This window comes from Streptomyces sp. 378 (assembly GCF_030124145.1).
Taxonomy (GTDB): Bacteria; Actinomycetota; Actinomycetes; order Streptomycetales; family Streptomycetaceae; genus Streptomyces.
This window is the reverse complement of sequence record NZ_JASKMS010000020.1, coordinates 67,262-84,013: the sequence shown is the minus strand read 5'-3', so window position 1 is coordinate 84,013 and position 16,752 is coordinate 67,262. Positions and strand designations below refer to the sequence as shown.

The window sequence follows — 16,752 nt, the reverse complement described above, 5'->3', positions numbered from 1 at the left end:
GTGCCCGGCATGGGAGAATGAAGTACGTGCTCTTTCCCCCTGGCCGACCGGTACGGGGGGTCACCTCTGATCGACTGGGATGTGCAGCACGTGCGTTTCCTCAATGACATCCAGCCCGGGTACGACCTGACGTACGACGACGTCTTCATGGTGCCGAGCCGCTCCTCGGTGGGCTCCCGGCAGGCCGTCGACCTCAGCTCCCCGGACGGCACGGGCACCACGATCCCGCTCGTCGTCGCCAACATGACCGCCATCGCCGGCCGCCGTATGGCCGAGACCGTGGCCCGTCGCGGCGGCCTCGTGGTGATACCCCAGGACATCCCGATCGAGGTGGTCACCGAGGTCGTCTCCTGGGTGAAGAGCCGCCATCTGGTGCTGGACACCCCGATCATCCTGTCCCCGCACCAGACCGTCGCCGACGCGCTGGGGCTGCTGCCGAAGCGGGCGCACGACGCCGGTGTCGTCGTCGACGAGAACCACAAGCCCATCGGCGTGGTCACCGACTCCGACCTCTCCGGCGTCGACCGCTTCACCCAGCTCTCCGAGGTCATGTCCCGGGACCTGCTGCTCATCGACGCGGACCAGGACCCGGGCGAGGCCTTCAACACCCTCGACCACGCCAACCGCCGCTACGCCCCCGCGGTCAACCCGGACGGCACGCTCGCCGGCATCCTGACCCGCAAGGGCGCCCTGCGCGCCACCCTGTACACGCCCGCCACCGACGCCCGGGGGCGGCTGCGCATCGCCGCCGCCGTCGGCATCAACGGCGACGTCGCGGGCAAGGCGCAGCAGCTGCTGGACGCGGGGGTCGACGCGCTCGTCATCGACACCGCGCACGGGCACCAGGAGTCGGTGATCAGCGCCCTGAAGCTGGTGCGCGACCTCGACCCGCAGGTGCCGATCGTGGCGGGCAACGTGGTCGCCGCCGCGGGCGTGCGCGACCTCATCGAGGCGGGCGCGGACATCGTCAAGGTCGGTGTCGGCCCCGGCGCCATGTGCACCACGCGCATGATGACCGGCGTGGGCCGGCCGCAGTTCTCCGCCGTCCTGGAGTGCGCCGCCGAGGCGAAGAAGTACGGCAAGCACGTGTGGGCCGACGGCGGCGTCCGCCACCCGCGCGATGTGGCCATGGCCCTCGCGGCCGGCGCGTCCAACGTGATGGTCGGCTCCTGGTTCGCGGGCACCTACGAGTCCCCGGGCGACCTCCAGCACGACGCCCAGGGGCGCGCCTACAAGGAGTCCTTCGGCATGGCGTCCGCCCGTGCCGTGCGCAACCGCACCTCCGAGGAGTCGGCGTACGACCGGGCCCGCAAGGCGCTGTTCGAGGAGGGCATCTCCACCTCCCGCATGTTCCTCGACCCGGCCCGCCCGGGCGTCGAGGACCTGATCGACTCGATCATCGCGGGCGTCCGCTCGTCCTGCACCTACGCCGGTGCCGGTTCTCTGGAGGAGTTCGCCGAGAAGGCCATCGTCGGCATCCAGAGCGCCGCCGGTTACGCCGAGGGCAAGCCGCTGCACGCCAGCTGGAGCTGACGGCTCCCGACGCCCTCTCGGACGGCCCCCACCGACCCGCACCGCGGGAAGGCCGGGGGCCGTCTCGCGTGCACCGGCCCCGCCGTCGAGGCGTGGAGACAGCCGATCGTCGACCGCCGGGCCACCTGGACTCCGCCGGCGTGCGGCAGGGGCGGGCCGATCCGTACGTAGCGCTGGTCGAGGCGCTCCGACGGCTCCCGGTGCAACACTCGACAGCCGTCCCGCAACGAACACCCACCGAGTCCGCCGGAACGCAATGATCTTGCGGGTATGCGCAAGGTTGCTGCATTTCAACAGCAACGTCGTTGCTCATAGGCTGTCGCCTCGTACGTGGCGTGGCGGGGACCCCGCTCGGTGGGTCCCTGCTCAAGGGCGTCCCCGGTCCCTGCCGCTCTGACCGGCAGCGAAAAGGAGCCAGCGCGTGCTCGACCAAGGCGCACCCCCGCAGAACCCAGGCCCGACAGCCGCTTCCGCGCCCCCCGGCATCGGCGCGCGCCTCATGCGGCGCAAGCCCGTGGAACGCCTGGTCGCGGAGGGTGGGCAGGGCGAGGGAGGGTCGCTGCGCCGCACCCTCGGGCTGTGGCAACTGACCATGATCAGCATCGGTGCCACCCTCGGCACCGGCATCTTCGTCGTCCTCGGCGAGGCCGTCCCCAAGGCGGGCCCGGCCGTGACGCTGTCCTTCGTCATCGCCGGCCTCACCGCCCTGTTCTCGGCGCTGTCCTACGCCGAACTCGCGGGCACCATCCCCGTCGCGGGCTCCTCGTACTCGTATGCGTACGCAACGATGGGTGAGCTGATCGCCTGGGTGTGCGGCTGGTGCCTGGTCCTGGAGTACGGCGTGTCGGTCGCCGCCGTCGCCGTCGGCTGGGGCGAGTACCTCAACGAACTGCTCGACGGGACCATCGGCGTCACCATCCCGGACGCCCTGTCCGCCCCGCCCGGCGACGGCGGCGTGTTCAACCTCCCGGCGCTGATCGTCGTGCTGCTCGCCATGGCGTTCCTGCTGGGCGGCGCCCGCGAGTCGGCCCGCGCCAACACCGTCATGGTCGTCGTGAAGATCGCCGCGCTGGTGCTGTTCTGCGCCATCGGCGTCCAGGGCTTCCGCTCCGGCAACTACGAGAACTTCATGCCGCTCGGCATGGCCGGCGTCAGCGCGGCCGGCGCCACGCTGTTCTTCTCCTACATCGGCTTCGACGCCGCCTCCACCGCCGGTGAGGAGGCCAAGAACGCCCAGCGCGACCTGCCCCGCGCGATCATGCTGTCGCTGGTCATCATCACCGCGCTGTACGTCCTCGTGGCGGCCGTCGCGGTCGGCGCCAAGCCCTGGAGGAACTTCACCGACTCCGAGGCCGCCCTCGCCCAGATCATGCGCGAGGTCACCGGGCAGACCTTCTGGGGCACGCTGCTGGCGTTCTGCGCCGTCGTCGCCATCGCGAGCGTGGTGCTGACCGTGCTGTACGGCCAGACCCGCATCCTGTTCGCCATGTCCCGCGACGGTCTCGTGCCGAAGGTGTTCGCCAAGGTCCACCCGAAGACCGGCTCGCCCCGCGCCAACACCCTGATCGTCTCCCTGTTCTGCGGTGTCCTGGCCGCCGCGATCCCCCTCGGGCAGCTCGCCGACGCCACCAGCATCGGCACCCTGTTCGCCTTCGCGCTCGTCAACGTGGCCGTCGTGGTGCTGCGCCGCACCAAGCCGGACCTGCCCCGCACCTTCCGGGTGCCGATCTCCCCGGTCCTGCCCGCACTGGGCTTCGCCTTCTGCCTCTGGATGATGGCCAGCCTGTCGACCGTGACCTGGGTGGTCTTCGGTGTCTGGATGGCCGCCGGGCTCGTGTTCTACTTCGTGTACGGCTACCGCCGTTCCCGACTCGCGCCATCCGAGAAGTGATCAACCCACTGTGCTGAACGATCTCGACGAACGCATCGTGCACGCCCTCGCCGAGGACGCCCGCCGCTCCTACGCCGACATCGGCCAACTCGTCGGCCTGTCCGCGCCCGCCGTCAAGCGCCGTGTGGACCGCCTCCGGGCCACCGGGGCCATCACCGGCTTCACCGTGCGGGTGGACCCGGGCGCCCTCGGCTGGGAGACCGAGGGGTTCGTCGAGATCTACTGCCGGGGGAACACCTCCCCGGAAACCATCCAGCGGGGCCTGGAGCGCTACCAGGAGGTCGTGGCCGCGTCCACCGTCACCGGGGACGCGGACGCGATCGCCCAGGTCTTCGCCTCCGACATGCGCCACTTCGAACGGGTCCTGGAGCGGATCGCCGGGGAGCCGTTCGTCGAGCGGACCAAGTCCGTACTCGTGCTCTCACCGCTGCTGCGCCGCTTCTCCTCCGGGTCGCCCACGTAACCCCGTGGCCCGATCCGCGTGCCGGGCCTAGCATCGATGCCATGACCCGGCGACATTGATCCACCAGCCGTGCCTCCCGAGGACCGCCTCGGCCGCCGTACCTCCGGCGTCCGATCCGTCTTCTCGGGAAGGCCTCATGACACTCTCACCCGCCCGCGTGCCCGCCACCGGTGTCCGGCGGCTGACGACCACGCTGTACGGCTACGCGTTCCTCGACGACTTCGTCCTGCTCTACCCGGTGTACGCGCTGCTGTTCGCCGACACCGGCATGTCGCTCTGGCAGATCTCCTCCCTGTTCGCCCTGTGGTCGGTCACCGGCATGGTGCTGGAGGTTCCCTCCGGCGCCTGGGCCGACGCCGTGTCGCGTCGCAGACTGCTGTGGATCGGCCCGCTGCTGACCGCCGCGGGCTTCGCGCTGTGGGTGGCCCTCCCGTCGTACGGTGCCTTCGCGGCCGGCTTCGTCCTGTGGGGCGCGGGCGGGGCCCTCGGCTCCGGCGCGCTGGAAGCGCTGGTCTACGACGAACTGGACCGGCTCGACGCCGCCGGCCGGTACGCGCGGGTCATGGGCCGCGCCCGGGCCGCGCGCCTGCTGGGCACCGTGGCCTCCCTCGGCCTCGCGGGGCCCGTCTTCGCCCGGGGCGGCTACGCGGCGGTCGGCGCCGCGAGCGTCCTGGCCTGTGTGCTGACCTCCCTCACCGCGACCCGGTTCCCGGAGCACCGGGTGCGGCCGGAGGGTGCCGGCGACAGCCGGCCGGCGACCCTGCGCGCCGGACTCGCCGAGGTCCGCCGGGACCGTGCGGTGCGCGGCGCCCTGCTGCTGATCCCGGCCGTCGCCGCGGTGTGGGGCGCGCTCGACGAGTACACCCCCCTGCTGGTCCGGGACCTCGGCGTCGCCGAGGCCACGGTGCCCTACCTGATCATGCTGATCTGGGCGGGGGTCACCCTCGGCAGCCTGCTGACCGGACCGGCCGAACGCCTCGGCACGACCGGGCTCGCGCTACTGCTCGCCGGTGCCGCCCTCGCCCTGGCGGCGGGAGCCATGGCCCGATCCCTGGCCGGTGTCGCCCTCGTGAGCCTCGCCTTCGCGGGATTCCAACTGGCCGAGGTGCTCGCCGACGCCCGCCTCCAGCACCGCATCGACGAGTCCCGCCGGGCCACCCTCACCTCCGTGGCGAGCCTGGGCACCGAGCTGGCCACGGTCGCCACGTTCGGCGTGTACGCGCTGCTCGGGACGGACCTGGCGCACGGCACCGTCTTCGCGGTACTGGCGATTCCCTACCTGCTGACGGCCCTGGCGCTGGTCAGAGCTCGGGCCGCCACGGCACGACCGTGAAGTCGCCCGTCCCCTTCTCGACCTTCTCGAAGGGGGCGGAGCTCACACACTTGGGCAGCTCCTTGGTCTCCACGGGGCTGCCGGTGGACGCCCAGCTGTAACCGAGCCGGTCGTGGCGGCCGAGGTCGTGGACGGTGACACCGACCCGCTTGCCCTCGGCGCCCGGGAGGTCGGACTCGGTGATGACTCCGGAGACGACGGCCACCTTGCCGCCCGTCACCAGGCAGTCGACCTTCGCCTTCGCCCGGGCGCCCCGGCCGTTCAGATAGTGGCTGAACGCGAAGGTGCCGGTGGCCTTCGTCGGGTCGGCGGTGTCCCTCGCCGCCAGATGCGCGTCGAACGAGAACGTGATGTCGTCCCCTGCCGAGCGGTGGAGTTCGGCGGTGCCGGTGAGCGCTGCGGCCTCCCGCTGCCGAGGCGCGTCCGACGCGGTCGCGGCCGAGGCCGCCCCGGCCGTGAGCAGCAGCGCGGAGCCGAGCACAACGATCTTCGTACGGCGCTTCATGACGTCCCTTTCCGCAGGTCGAGTGGACAGTCCCCACTGTCCCGGCCCGCCGTGCGGGGGACATCGGACTCGGGGCGGGACCCCGCCTCCGCCGCACGGCGGGGGAGACCGCCCCCGGCTGCGCTCCCAGGAGGAGCAGGGGTGCGACCCGAGGCGCGCAACGAATCGCCGCCCGGCCCCGTGCGCACGCAACGAACCGTTCACCGGCGCGCAACGGCTCCTTCTTGTCCGCCCTGGTCAGCCGCCCGTACCGTCTACGTGGCCCCTCCAACCACCCTTCCGCCCGGTGAGGAACACGCATGCGCACCGCCCTGCTCCAGAGCTCCGGCCGGCCCGGCTCCACCGCCGAGAACCTCAAGGTCCTCGACGAGGCCGCCGGCCGGGCCGCCGCCGCGGGCGCCGGACTGCTGGTCACCTCCGAGCTGTTCCTCACCGGATACGCGATCGGCGACGAGATCGGCCGGCTCGCCGAGCCCGCCGACGGCGACTGCGCTGACGGCATCGCCGAGATCGCGACGAACCACGGCCTGGCGATCGCCTACGGCTACCCCGAGCGGGCCGGCGACACCGTGTTCAACTCCGCCCAGCTGATCTCCGCCGACGGCACCCGTCTCGCCAACCACCGCAAGACGCACCTCTTCGGCTGCTTCGAGCGCGACCACTTCACGCCCGGCGACGAGCCGGTCGTCCAGGCCGAGATCGACGGCCTCCGGATCGGCATCCTGATCTGCTACGACGTGGAGTTCCCGGAGAACGTCCGCGCCCACGCCCTCGCCGGCACCGACCTGCTGGTCGTCCCGACCGCGCAGATGCACCCGTTCCAGTTCGTCGCCGAGTCGATGATCCCGGTGCGCGCCTTCGAGAACCAGATGTACGTCGCCTACGTCAACCGGGCCGGCCGGGAGGGCGAGTTCGAGTTCGTGGGGCTGTCCACGCTCGCCGGGCCCGACGGGATCGCCCGCACCCGCGCCGGACGCGGTGAGGAACTCGTGATCGCCGACGTCGACCCGGCCTTCCTCGCCGCGTCGCGCGCGAACAACCCGTATCTGCGCGACCGGCGGCCCGGCCTGTACGGCCCGCTCGTCTGACATCCCCCCTGAACCGCCCGTTCGCATCTGTGCAAGGAGTCCGCACCCCATGACGTCCACCGTGCCCAACGCCGTCGAGCACGCTGACGCGCAGCAGCCGCCGATCACCATGTTCGGCCCGGACTTCCCGTACGCCTACGACGACTTCCTCGCCCACCCGGCGGGCCTCGGGCAGATACCCGCGACGCGGCACGGCACGGAGGTCGCGGTCATCGGCGGCGGCCTGTCCGGCATCGTCGCCGCGTACGAGCTCATGAAGATGGGCCTCAAGCCGGTCGTCTACGAGGCCGACCAGATCGGCGGCCGGCTGCGCACGGTGGGCTTCGACGGATGCGACGAGTCCCTCACCGCCGAGATGGGCGCGATGCGCTTCCCGCCGTCCTCCACGGCCCTGCAGCACTACATCGACCTCGTCGGCCTGCAGACGCGGCCGTTCCCCAACCCCCTCAGCGAGGCGACCCCCTCGACCGTCGTCGACCTCAAGGGCGAGTCGCACTACGCCGAGACCATCGGCGACCTGCCCCAGGTCTACCGGGACGTCGCCGAGGCATGGAACCGCTGCCTGGAGGAGGGCGCCGACTTCTCCGACATGAACCGGGCCCTGCGCGAGCGGGACGTGCCGCGCATCCGCGAGATCTGGTCGCGGCTCGTCGAGAAGCTCGACAACCAGACCTTCTACGGCTTCCTCTGCGACTCCGAGGCGTTCAAGTCCTTCCGGCACCGCGAGATCTTCGGCCAGGTCGGCTTCGGCACGGGCGGCTGGGACACCGACTTCCCGAACTCCATCCTGGAGATCCTGCGCGTCGTCTACACCGAGGCCGACGACCACCACCGCGGCATCGTCGGCGGCTCCCAGCAGCTTCCGCTGCGTCTGTGGGAGCGCGAGCCGCAGAAGATCGTCCACTGGCCGCTCGGCACCTCGCTCGCGCGTCTGCACGAGGGCGGCGAGCCCCTCCCGGCCGTGACCCGGCTGCACCGCACCGCCGGCAACCGCATCACGGTGACCGACGCCCGCGGCGACATCCGCACCTTCCAGGCGGCGATCTTCACCGCCCAGTCCTGGATGCTGCTGTCGAAGATCGCCTGCGACGACTCGCTCTTCCCGATCGACCACTGGACCGCCATCGAGCGCACCCACTACATGGAGAGCTCCAAGCTCTTCGTGCCGGTCGACCGTCCCTTCTGGCTGGACAAGGACGAGGAGACCGGCAGGGACGTCATGTCGATGACGCTCACCGACCGTATGACGCGCGGTACCTACCTGCTCGACGACGGCCCGGACAAGCCCGCCGTCATCTGCCTCTCCTACACCTGGTGCGACGACAGCCTGAAGTGGCTGCCGCTGTCCGCGAACGAGCGGATGGAGGTCATGCTGAAGTCGCTCGGCGAGATCTATCCCAAGGTCGACATCCGGCGGCACATCATCGGCAACCCGGTGACCGTCTCCTGGGAGAACGAGCCCTACTTCATGGGCGCGTTCAAGGCCAACCTGCCCGGCCACTACCGCTACCAGCGGCGCCTGTTCACGCACTTCATGCAGGACCGGCTGCCCGAGGACAAGCGCGGCATCTTCCTCGCCGGCGACGACATCTCCTGGACGGCCGGCTGGGCAGAGGGCGCGATCCAGACCGCCCTCAACGCGGTGTGGGGCGTCATGCACCACCTCGGCGGCACGACCGACCCGACCAACCCGGGCCCGGGCGACGTCTACGACGAGATCGCGCCCGTCGAACTGCCGGAGGACTAGCCAGGCCAGGGCCCGTCGTGTGCCTCATCCCGGCGTCGCGGGGCCCGGCCACGCTCGGGTCGGCTGACGGGAGCCGAGCCTCACAGCCGGTCCGATCCGAACGACAGGCCCTGGGCCCGCAGGCCCGGCTCGGCCAGGGGGGTGAGCAGCATGCGCCCCGCGAAGCCCACCGCCGTGTCCAGGCGTTCGGTGAACTCCGCGGCGACATCGGGGAGTTCGCGAAGAGCCCACAGGGCCCGGGCCGCCGTCCACGCGGCGTCCCGGGCGCGGTCCAGGCTCCAGCAGCCGAGCAGGTGGGTCAGCGGGTCGGCGATCCGGAAGAGGTCGGGGCCCGGCATCAGATCGTCGCGGATGCGCTCCTCCAGCGAGACGAGGAGATCACCCACCACGTCGAACTCGTCCTCCAGATCGACGGGTGCGCAGCGCAGCGTACGGCAGGTGTCCACGACGGCCAGCGCGAGATCGTGCCCGATGTGCGCGTTGATACCCGCCAGCGCGAACTGCAACGGCCGTACCCCGGGATGGCGGCGGAACTGGAACAGCGGGCGCCAGCAGGCGGGCGGGCGCCGCTCGCCCGGCACTGTCTCGACGGCCGCCAGGTACCGCTGCGCGAACCGTACGTCCAGCGTGATCGCGGCGTGGGCGTCCGCGAACCGCCCGGTGTCGACGTACCGGTCCACCGCCTCCGTCACGGTGAGGTAGACGCGGTTGAAGACCGCCACCCCGTCCCGGGGATGCAGGGCCGCGTCCAGGGCGCGCATCCGGGAGATGACGGCGTCGACCGGAGTGTCCACGGCTGGGGGGACTTGTTCGCATCGCGGCATGCGGGCAGAGTCGCAGCTCTAGGCTGGCGGACGTACCGGCGGGCCCGGCGCTTCCCCGAAACGGGGGAACACCGCCCGCCGCAGGGGGAGGGGGAGCAGCACCGTGTCAGGCTCGCGCGCGCAGCGTCTGGCCGCCCGCAGGGGCGAACGCAGGCGCGCCGCCCGGCGCGGCGCGATGGTCGTGGCGGCCTCGCTCGTGCTCGCGGCCGGCGCGGTCGCCGGGGTCCTCGCCGCCTTCGACCACGGGCGGGCCTCGGACGAGGCCGGACCCCCCGAGGTGTCGGCCCCGCCCCGCCCGGCGCCCCTGCCGGCCATGCCGTCGACGTCCGCGCCGGCCACGGCAGAGTCCGCTTCCCCCGCGCCTTCGCCGTCCCCGCGCCGCACGCTGAGCTCCGCCCCGCCCAGGAGGACCGAGAAGCAGCGGGAACGCATCACCACCCGCGCGGCGGGGCGGCTGTACCTCCATCCCGACTCCCAGGTGCTCGACTGGGTCCGCTCCCACTCCGGCGACCCCCGGCACGCGGTCATCGCGTCCCGCATCGCCGAGCAGCCCGCGGCGGTCTGGTTCGCCGACTACTCGCCCGAGACCGTCACCGCCCGGGTCGCCGCGGTGACCTCGGGCGCGGCCGCGCTGGGGCGGGTGTCCGTCGTCGTGCCGTACGCCGTTCCCGGCCGGGACTGCGGCGGCCACTCCCAGGGCGGAGCGCCCGGCCTGGACGCGTACGACGCCTGGATCGACCGGTTCGCGGCGGGGCTGGGCTCCGGCGAGGTCATCGTCGTCCTGGAGCCGGACTCGGTCGCCCAGGCCGCGTGCCTCTCCGCCGGTGATCGCGCGGACCGCTTCGCCTCACTGGCCCGGGCAGGCCGCGTCCTGAAGTCCGCCAACCCCCGGGCCCGCGTGTACTTCGACGCGGGACACTCGGGCTGGAACGCGCCCGGCACACAGGCGGCCTGGCTCAGACAGGCCGGTGCCGCCTCGCCCGCGTCCTCCGACGGGATCTTCAGCAACGTCTCCAACTTCCACTCCACCGCCGACGAGGTCGCCTACGACCGGCGGGTCCTCGACGCACTCGGCGGCCCGGAGAGCCTCGGCGCCGTCATCGACACCAGCCGCAACGGCAACGGCGCCCCGCCCGACGGCCAGTGGTGCGACCCGGCGGGCCGCAAGCTCGGCCGGGCACCCACCCTCAGCACCGGCGAGGCCCGGATCGACGCCTATCTGTGGGTCAAACTGCCGGGGGAGTCGGACGGCTGCAAGAGCAGGCCCGGGACGTTCACGGCCTCCTACGCCTACGACCTGGCGTCGTCGTAGGAGGAGGTGCCCTCGGCCGGCAGGGGTGTCCGCGTCTTGAGGTGGGGCGGGGCGAAGGCCGGCAGGGCGTGCTGACCAGCGCGGTGACGACCGGCGGGGCGACCAGGATCGCCGATCGGTCGAACGACGGGGCGTGCGGCTCCGGCAGCCCGATCCGGTCGGCCCTGCCCACGCCGGACAGGTCCGGCCACCGGTGGTCGAATGAGCCGGCCGCTCGCGTCCACGGAGTGGTGGCCGGGGTGCGCCGGGAGCGCTGGGGGCCGGGGCGGTGCCGGGCCCGTTCGGTCCGGCGCCGCCGGCTCAGGGCCGCGGGTCCGGAACCGCCGTCTTCGGCCGGCCGAGCTTCGTCCGCTCGCCGGGGCGCAGCACCCCCGCGAACGCCACCAGGCCGCACGACAGTGCCGTCACCAGGCAGAACGACACCATCAGACTGGTCGCCTGGGCCACCATGCCGATCGCGCTCGGCGCGATCAGCCCCGAGGTGTACGTGATGGTCGCGACACCCGCGATGGCCAGGCTCGGGTTGGCGCCGCTGCGGCCGGCCGCGGCGAAGCACACCGGTACGACGACGGCGATGCCGAGACCCATCAGGGCGAACCCGCTCATGGCCACCGCCGGATGGTCCGCCACCACGATCAGCAGCCCGCCCAGGACGGCGAACACGCCGCTCGTCCGCACCGTCCGCACGGCGCCGAAGCGGTCGACGACCTTGTCGCCGGCGAGCCGCGCGACGGCCATGGTGAGCGTGAAGCCCGTCGTGCACGCCGCGGCGAGCCCGGCGGAGGTCTCCAACTGCTCGCGCAGATAGACCGCCGACCAGTCCAGGCTCGCGCCCTCCGCGAACACCGCGCAGAACCCGATCGCGCCGATGAGCAGCGCCGAGCGGGGCGGCAGCGCGAACCGCGGCGGCGGCTCCTCGTCCTCGGCGGGCTGCAGGTCGAGCACCCACTGGCAGGACAGCACGCCGACGACGGTGAGGACCGCGGCGGCCAGGACGTGGTGCAGCCGGGCGTCCGAGCCGAGGTGCGCGGCGAGCGTGCCGGCCGCCGAGCCGATCAGGGCACCCGCGCTCCACATGCCGTGCAGCCCGGACATGATCGACCGGCCGAGGCGGTTCTCGACCTCGACGCCCAGCGCGTTCATCGCCACGTCCGCCATGCCCGCCGTGGCGCCGTAGGTGAACAGGGCCAGACAGAGCGTCAGCAGGTTCGGGGCGAGGGAGGGAAGGACCAGGGACAACGTCCACAGGGCGATCAGTCCGCGCAGCGCGTTGCGGGCGCCGAAGCGGTGGCTGATGCTGCCGGCGAGCGGCATGGCCACGGACGCGCCGAGCGCGGGGAAGGCCAGCGCGATCCCCAACTGGCCCGCGCTCACGCCGGCGTGGTCCTGGATCCACGGTACGCGGGTGGCGAACGAGCCGGTCACGGCGCCGTGCACGGCGAAGACGGCGGCCACGGCGTACCGGGACCGCTTCACCTCGCGCTGTTCGTCGACCACGTTGCCCATTCTGCGGTCCCCCTCCAGGTCTCTGCCCTACTCGCCCAGGTCTCCGCCGTACCTCGCCTCTGGTGCTGGCGTAAACTATCAGGAACCCTGCCTGATAATAAGAGGGTTACCCGGCGGGCCTCGGCCCACGGCCCCGCCGATCTGGAAGGATCCCGGCATGCCCGCATCCCCGAGCACCGCCCGGGCCATCAACGACCGGCTGGCCCTGCGCCTGCTCCAGCAGGAAGGCCCGTTGACGGCAGGGCGCTTGAAGCAACTGACCGGCCTGTCCCGGCCGACCGTCGCCGACCTCGTCGAACGCCTCACCGCCGCGGGTCTGATCGCCGTGGTCGGCGAGACCGGGGAGCAGCGGCGCGGCCCCAACGCGAAGGTGTACGGCATCGTCGCCGACCGGGCGCATCTGGCCGCCCTCGACGTCCGCACCGAAGGCGTCTCCGTGGCCGTCGCGGACCTGGTCGGCGGGGTGCTGGCCGAGGCGTCGGTGCCCATCGGGGGCGACATGGGGACCGGCCCCGCCGTGGAGCAGGCGGTCACCCTGGTCGAGCGGGTGGTGAAGGATGCCGGTGCCGACCGCCTGCACACCGTGGGGATCGGGGCGCCGGGCCTGATCGACCCCTCCAGCGGCGAACTCCGTGACTCCACCGGCCTGCCCGAATGGCACCGCCGGTTCGTCGCCACCCTCCAGGAGCGGCTGCCTCACACCCGCGTCCGCGTCGAGAACGAGACCAACCTGGCGGCGGTGGCCGAGCAGCGCGACGGGGCGGCCCGGGACCGGGACACGTTCGTCCTGCTGTGGCTGGGCCATGGAACGGGTGCGGCCGTGGTCCTCGACGGCGCCCTTCGTCGCGGCGCCTCCGGTGGCACCGGTGAGATCGGCTTCCTCCCGGTTCCGGGCACGGCCGCACTGCCGACCTCGACGGACTGCGAGGGCGGCTTCCATTCCCTGGCGTCGTCGGCCGCCGTGCTGGACCTGGCGGCGGAGTACGGCGTTGCGGCCGCGGCGGGGCAAGAGGTTCCGGCGGTCGGCGTGGTGCGGGCCGCCGCCGGTGTGGTGCGGGAGGCGGTGGGCCGGGTGCGGAGTGCGGCGCTGCCGCGGCAGACGGGTCCGCTGCCGGAGGTGCCCCCGTCGGGGAGTGACCCCGCGGCCCGTTTCCTCGACGCCCTGGCCGACCGGCTGGCCGTCGGGGTCGCCTCGGTCGTCGCCATCCTGGACCCCGGTTGCGTGGTCCTGGGGGGAGAGGTCGGGAAGGCAGGCGGCGTCGAGCTCGCCGCGCGCGTCCAGGACCGGATCGCCCGGATGACGCCGCTGCCCACGGAGGTGCGGGTCACCACCCTGGGCGGTGGCGCGGTCCTGCGCGGTGCGCTGCTCTCGGCGCGAGACCGGGCTCAGGAGGAGCTGTTCACGCCGGGGGAGGGGCTGCGCCTGGGAAGGCCCGACGGCGGGCAAGGGCCGTCGTCACCGCCGCCGGGCCGGTCAGTGGGGGTCGGTCGACCCTGACGCCGACCCTAGAAAGGACTAGACCACATCGTCAATAGGTGTGTACCAATGACGGCCTCAAGGGGCCGGTCCCGCACGGATGTCGAGGACTCGGTCGCGCTCGGGAAGGGGCGCGACACGGTCTGTGAGGCAGCCCACACACTTCCCCTCTCTGAACGTCATTCAGGCGTGGCACACTGGCCGGGTACCAGTAGCAGCGCACTCCGGGGTCGGTGAAAGTCCGAACCGGCGGTTACAGTCCGCGACCCGGTCGCCTCCAGCGACCGGTTGACCAGGTGAAATTCCTGGACCGACGGTTAAAGTCCGGATGGGAGGCAGTGCGCGGCGAGCGGGCATCCGTGCGCGCCGCCCAGAAGTCCGTCCCCCGTGGCGGACTCCGTCCGGCGTCGTCCCTGTGTCCTGCTCGTACCTTCTGTCGTCATCGACAGCCCCGGAGTCCGTGCCCGAAGAGGCAGGAGGACCCGGGAAGTGTTCACCGGAATCGTCGAAGAGCTGGGCGAGGTCACCGCCGTCGAGAACCTCGACGACGCCTGTCGCTTCCGCCTGCGCGGCCCGGTCGTCACCGAAGGCGCGAAACACGGCGACTCCATCGCCGTCAACGGCGTCTGCCTCACGGTCGTCGACCACGAGGGCGACGAGTTCACCGCCGACGTCATGGCCGAGACCCTGAACCGCTCCAGCCTCGGTGCCCTGAAGGCCGGCTCCCGCGTCAACCTCGAACGCCCCATGGCCGTGGGCGAACGCCTCGGCGGGCACATCGTGCAGGGCCACGTGGACGGCACCGGCGAGATCCTGGAGCGCAAGCCCTCCGAGAACTGGGAGATCGTGAAGATCTCCCTCCCCGCCGACCTCACCCGGTACGTGGTCGAAAAGGGCTCCATCACCGTCGACGGCATCAGCCTCACCGTCGTCGACGCCGGCTCCGACCACTTCACCGTGAGCCTCATCCCCACCACCCTCGCCCTGACCACGCTCGGCCACAAGCAGCCCGGCGACCCGGTCAACCTCGAGGTGGACGTCATCGCCAAGTACGTCGAGCGGATGCTCGGCGACCGCGCACCGGGGGCGGCCCGGTGAACACGCTGAACTCCGAGGCGTTCGCCCTCTTCGGCCAGCACATCCTCTGGTCCGACATGGTCGGCAACCTCTTCGGTCTGGCCGCCCTCGCCCTCGGCTGGCGCCGCTCCATCTGGACCTGGCCCGTGCAGTTCCTGGCCGGCCTGATCCTCTTCGGCGCCTTCTTCGGCCACCTCACCGGCAGCGCCGGCAAGCAGGCGGTCGTCATGGTCGTCGCCCTGTACGGCTGGTGGCAGTGGCAGCGCGGCAGGGGACAGGCCGAGGACGGCCACATCGCCGTCCGGTTCGCCACCTGGCGCGAGCGCGCGGCGATGGCCGCGGCGGCCGCCGCCGGCACGGTCGCGGTGGCGCTGCTCTTCACGGCGTACCCCACCCTGTCCTGGGACCCCTGGCCGGACGCCTACATCTTCGTCGGCACCGTCGTCGCCATGTACGCCCAGGCCCGCGGCATGGTCGAGTTCTGGTTCGCCTGGCTGCTCGTCGATCTCGTCGGCGTGCCCCTCAACTTCGCCAACGGCTACGCCTTCTCCGGCTTCGTCTACGTCATCTACGGCGCGCTCGTCCTGTGGGGCCTGCGCGACTGGTGGCTGCGCTCGCGTCAGGCCGCGCGGCCCACCCTGGAAGGAGCGCCGGCATGACCGCCCGCCCGTCACCCGCCACCACCCTGACCGAGGCGCTTCGCGCCACCCCCTCGACCACCGCCCTGTACAGCGCCGACGACGTCGAGAACTTCGCCCTCGACCCCGTCGAGCAGGCCATCGCCGACATCGCGGCCGGCCGCCCCGTCGTGGTCGTCGACGACGAGGACCGGGAGAACGAGGGCGACCTCGTCATCGCCGCCGAGAAGGCGACCCCCGAGATCGTCGCCTTCATGATGAGCGAGTGCCGCGGCCTGATCTGCGCCCCCATGGAGGGCGAGGAACTGGACCGGCTGAACCTCCCGCAGATGGTCGAGGACAACACCGAGTCGATGAAGACCGCGTTCACGGTCTCCGTCGACGCCTCCGCCGCCCACGGCGTGAGCACCGGCATCTCCGCCTCCGACCGCGCCACCACCCTCCGGCTGCTCGCCGACGGCGTCAGCGGACCCGGCGACTTCGTCCGCCCCGGCCACATCTTCCCGCTGCGCGCCCGGCCCGGAGGCGTCCTGACCCGCAACGGCCACACCGAGGCCGCGGTCGACCTCGCCCGCCTCGCGGGCCTGCGCCCGGCCGGCGCGATCGTCGAGATCGCCGGCGAGGACGGCACCATGCTGCGCCTGCCCGAGCTGATCCCCTTCGCCCGCAAGCACGGCCTGACGATCATCTCCATCGAGGACCTGATCGCCTACCGCCGCAGCAGCGAGCCCACCGTCCGCCGCGAGGCCAGGACCCAACTGCCCACCGCCCACGGCACCTTCACGGCATACGGCTACCGCTCCATCGTCGACGGCGTCGAGCACGTCGCCCTGGTGCACGGCGAGATCGGCGACGGCCAGGACGTCCTCGTCCGGGTCCACTCCGAATGCCTCACCGGCGACGTCTTCGGCTCCGCCCGCTGCGACTGCGGTCCCCAACTGGACGCCTCCCTGGCCCGCATCCAGGACGAGGGCCGCGGAGTCGTGGTCTACCTGCGCGGACACGAGGGCCGCGGCATCGGCCTGATGTCCAAGCTGCGCGCCTACGAACTCCAGGAGCGCGGTCGCGACACCCTCGACGCCAACCTCGAACTCGGCCTGCCCGCCGACGCCCGCGACTACGCGGCCGGCGCCCAGATCCTCGCCGACCTCGGCGTGCGCGGCGTCAGGCTGCTGACCAACAACCCCGACAAGACCGACGCGCTCGTGCGGCACGGCATCGCGGTCAGGGCGCGCGTGCCGATGCCCGTGAGCGCCGGTGAGCACAACCTCCGCTACCTGCGCACCAAGCGGGACCGGATGGGCCACGACCTGCCCTGGCTGGACACGACGACCGTGCCGGCCTGCGGCAACCAGTAA

At 72.3% G+C, this 16,752-nt stretch carries 14 protein-coding genes and 1 riboswitch; of the genes, 11 read left to right on the top strand and 3 right to left on the bottom strand.

Annotated features, from left to right (window positions below; translation table 11 throughout):
* Positions 1-90 precede the first annotated feature (90 nt).
* From QNO09_RS25315 to QNO09_RS25300, 4 genes are all read left to right on the top strand, one after another.
* Positions 91-1,533, top strand: a complete 1,443-nt coding sequence (locus tag QNO09_RS25315; protein ID WP_283972540.1) for a GuaB1 family IMP dehydrogenase-related protein — start codon at positions 91-93, stop codon at positions 1,531-1,533.
* Positions 1,534-1,954: 421 nt separating this feature from the next.
* A complete protein-coding gene (locus tag QNO09_RS25310; protein ID WP_283972539.1) occupies positions 1,955-3,424 on the top strand; it encodes an amino acid permease in 1,470 nt (489 codons plus the stop codon).
* Positions 3,425-3,434: 10 nt separating this feature from the next.
* Positions 3,435-3,887 carry an Lrp/AsnC family transcriptional regulator gene (locus tag QNO09_RS25305; protein ID WP_053668336.1) on the top strand — a complete coding sequence of 151 codons (453 nt, stop codon included), beginning with the start codon at positions 3,435-3,437 and terminating at the stop codon, positions 3,885-3,887.
* A 136-nt stretch (positions 3,888-4,023) separates the two neighbouring features.
* Entirely contained in the window at positions 4,024-5,220 is a 1,197-nt protein-coding gene (locus QNO09_RS25300) for an MFS transporter (RefSeq protein ID WP_283972538.1), read from the top strand.
* Here the strand turns inward: QNO09_RS25300 and QNO09_RS25295 are convergent.
* On the bottom strand, positions 5,189-5,725 hold the full coding sequence (locus tag QNO09_RS25295) for a Repetin (protein ID WP_283972537.1): 537 nt from the start codon (positions 5,723-5,725) through the stop codon (positions 5,189-5,191). The genes QNO09_RS25300 and QNO09_RS25295 overlap by 32 nt on opposite strands.
* A 299-nt stretch (positions 5,726-6,024) precedes the next feature.
* Between QNO09_RS25295 and QNO09_RS25290 the strand changes: the two genes are divergently transcribed.
* Both QNO09_RS25290 and QNO09_RS25285 read left to right on the top strand, forming a co-directional pair.
* A complete protein-coding gene (locus QNO09_RS25290; RefSeq protein ID WP_283972536.1) occupies positions 6,025-6,813 on the top strand; it encodes a carbon-nitrogen hydrolase family protein in 789 nt (262 codons plus the stop codon).
* A 49-nt stretch (positions 6,814-6,862) separates the two neighbouring features.
* Positions 6,863-8,560 (top strand): flavin monoamine oxidase family protein, encoded by a 1,698-nt coding sequence (locus QNO09_RS25285; RefSeq protein WP_283972535.1) that lies wholly within the window; start codon positions 6,863-6,865, stop codon positions 8,558-8,560.
* Positions 8,561-8,640: 80 nt separating this feature from the next.
* Here the strand turns inward: QNO09_RS25285 and QNO09_RS25280 are convergent, their stop codons facing one another.
* Positions 8,641-9,384 (bottom strand): DUF5995 family protein, encoded by a 744-nt coding sequence (locus tag QNO09_RS25280; protein ID WP_283972534.1) that lies wholly within the window; start codon positions 9,382-9,384, stop codon positions 8,641-8,643.
* A gap of 175 nt (positions 9,385-9,559) precedes the next feature.
* Here QNO09_RS25280 and QNO09_RS25275 point away from each other — a divergent pair, with 175 nt between their 5' ends.
* Positions 9,560-10,696, top strand: a complete 1,137-nt coding sequence (locus tag QNO09_RS25275; RefSeq protein ID WP_283972610.1) for a glycoside hydrolase family 6 protein — start codon at positions 9,560-9,562, stop codon at positions 10,694-10,696.
* 300 nt (positions 10,697-10,996) lie between these two features.
* Here the strand turns inward: QNO09_RS25275 and QNO09_RS25265 are convergent, their stop codons facing one another.
* On the bottom strand, positions 10,997-12,202 hold the full coding sequence (locus QNO09_RS25265) for an MFS transporter (RefSeq protein WP_283972533.1): 1,206 nt from the start codon (positions 12,200-12,202) through the stop codon (positions 10,997-10,999).
* A 157-nt stretch (positions 12,203-12,359) separates the two neighbouring features.
* Between QNO09_RS25265 and QNO09_RS25260 the strand changes: the two genes are divergently transcribed.
* The 4 genes from QNO09_RS25260 to QNO09_RS25245 all read left to right on the top strand — a co-directional run bounded on the left by QNO09_RS25260 (position 12,360) and on the right by QNO09_RS25245 (position 16,752).
* Entirely contained in the window at positions 12,360-13,700 is a 1,341-nt protein-coding gene (locus QNO09_RS25260; protein WP_283972532.1) for an ROK family transcriptional regulator, read from the top strand.
* Positions 13,701-13,894: 194 nt separating this feature from the next.
* Positions 13,895-14,025, top strand: a riboswitch (FMN riboswitch).
* 143 nt (positions 14,026-14,168) lie between these two features.
* The gene (locus QNO09_RS25255; protein WP_283972531.1) at positions 14,169-14,777 is read left to right on the top strand and encodes a riboflavin synthase; all 609 of its coding nucleotides are present in this window, start codon (positions 14,169-14,171) and stop codon (positions 14,775-14,777) included.
* Entirely contained in the window at positions 14,774-15,415 is a 642-nt protein-coding gene (locus QNO09_RS25250) for a nicotinamide mononucleotide transporter family protein (RefSeq protein WP_283972530.1), read from the top strand. Before QNO09_RS25255 ends, QNO09_RS25250 begins: the two co-directional genes overlap by 4 nt.
* Positions 15,412-16,752: a bifunctional 3,4-dihydroxy-2-butanone-4-phosphate synthase/GTP cyclohydrolase II gene (locus QNO09_RS25245; RefSeq protein ID WP_283972529.1), complete on the top strand. Its 1,341-nt coding sequence runs from the start codon at positions 15,412-15,414 to the stop codon at positions 16,750-16,752. The genes QNO09_RS25250 and QNO09_RS25245 overlap by 4 nt, the downstream gene beginning before the upstream one ends.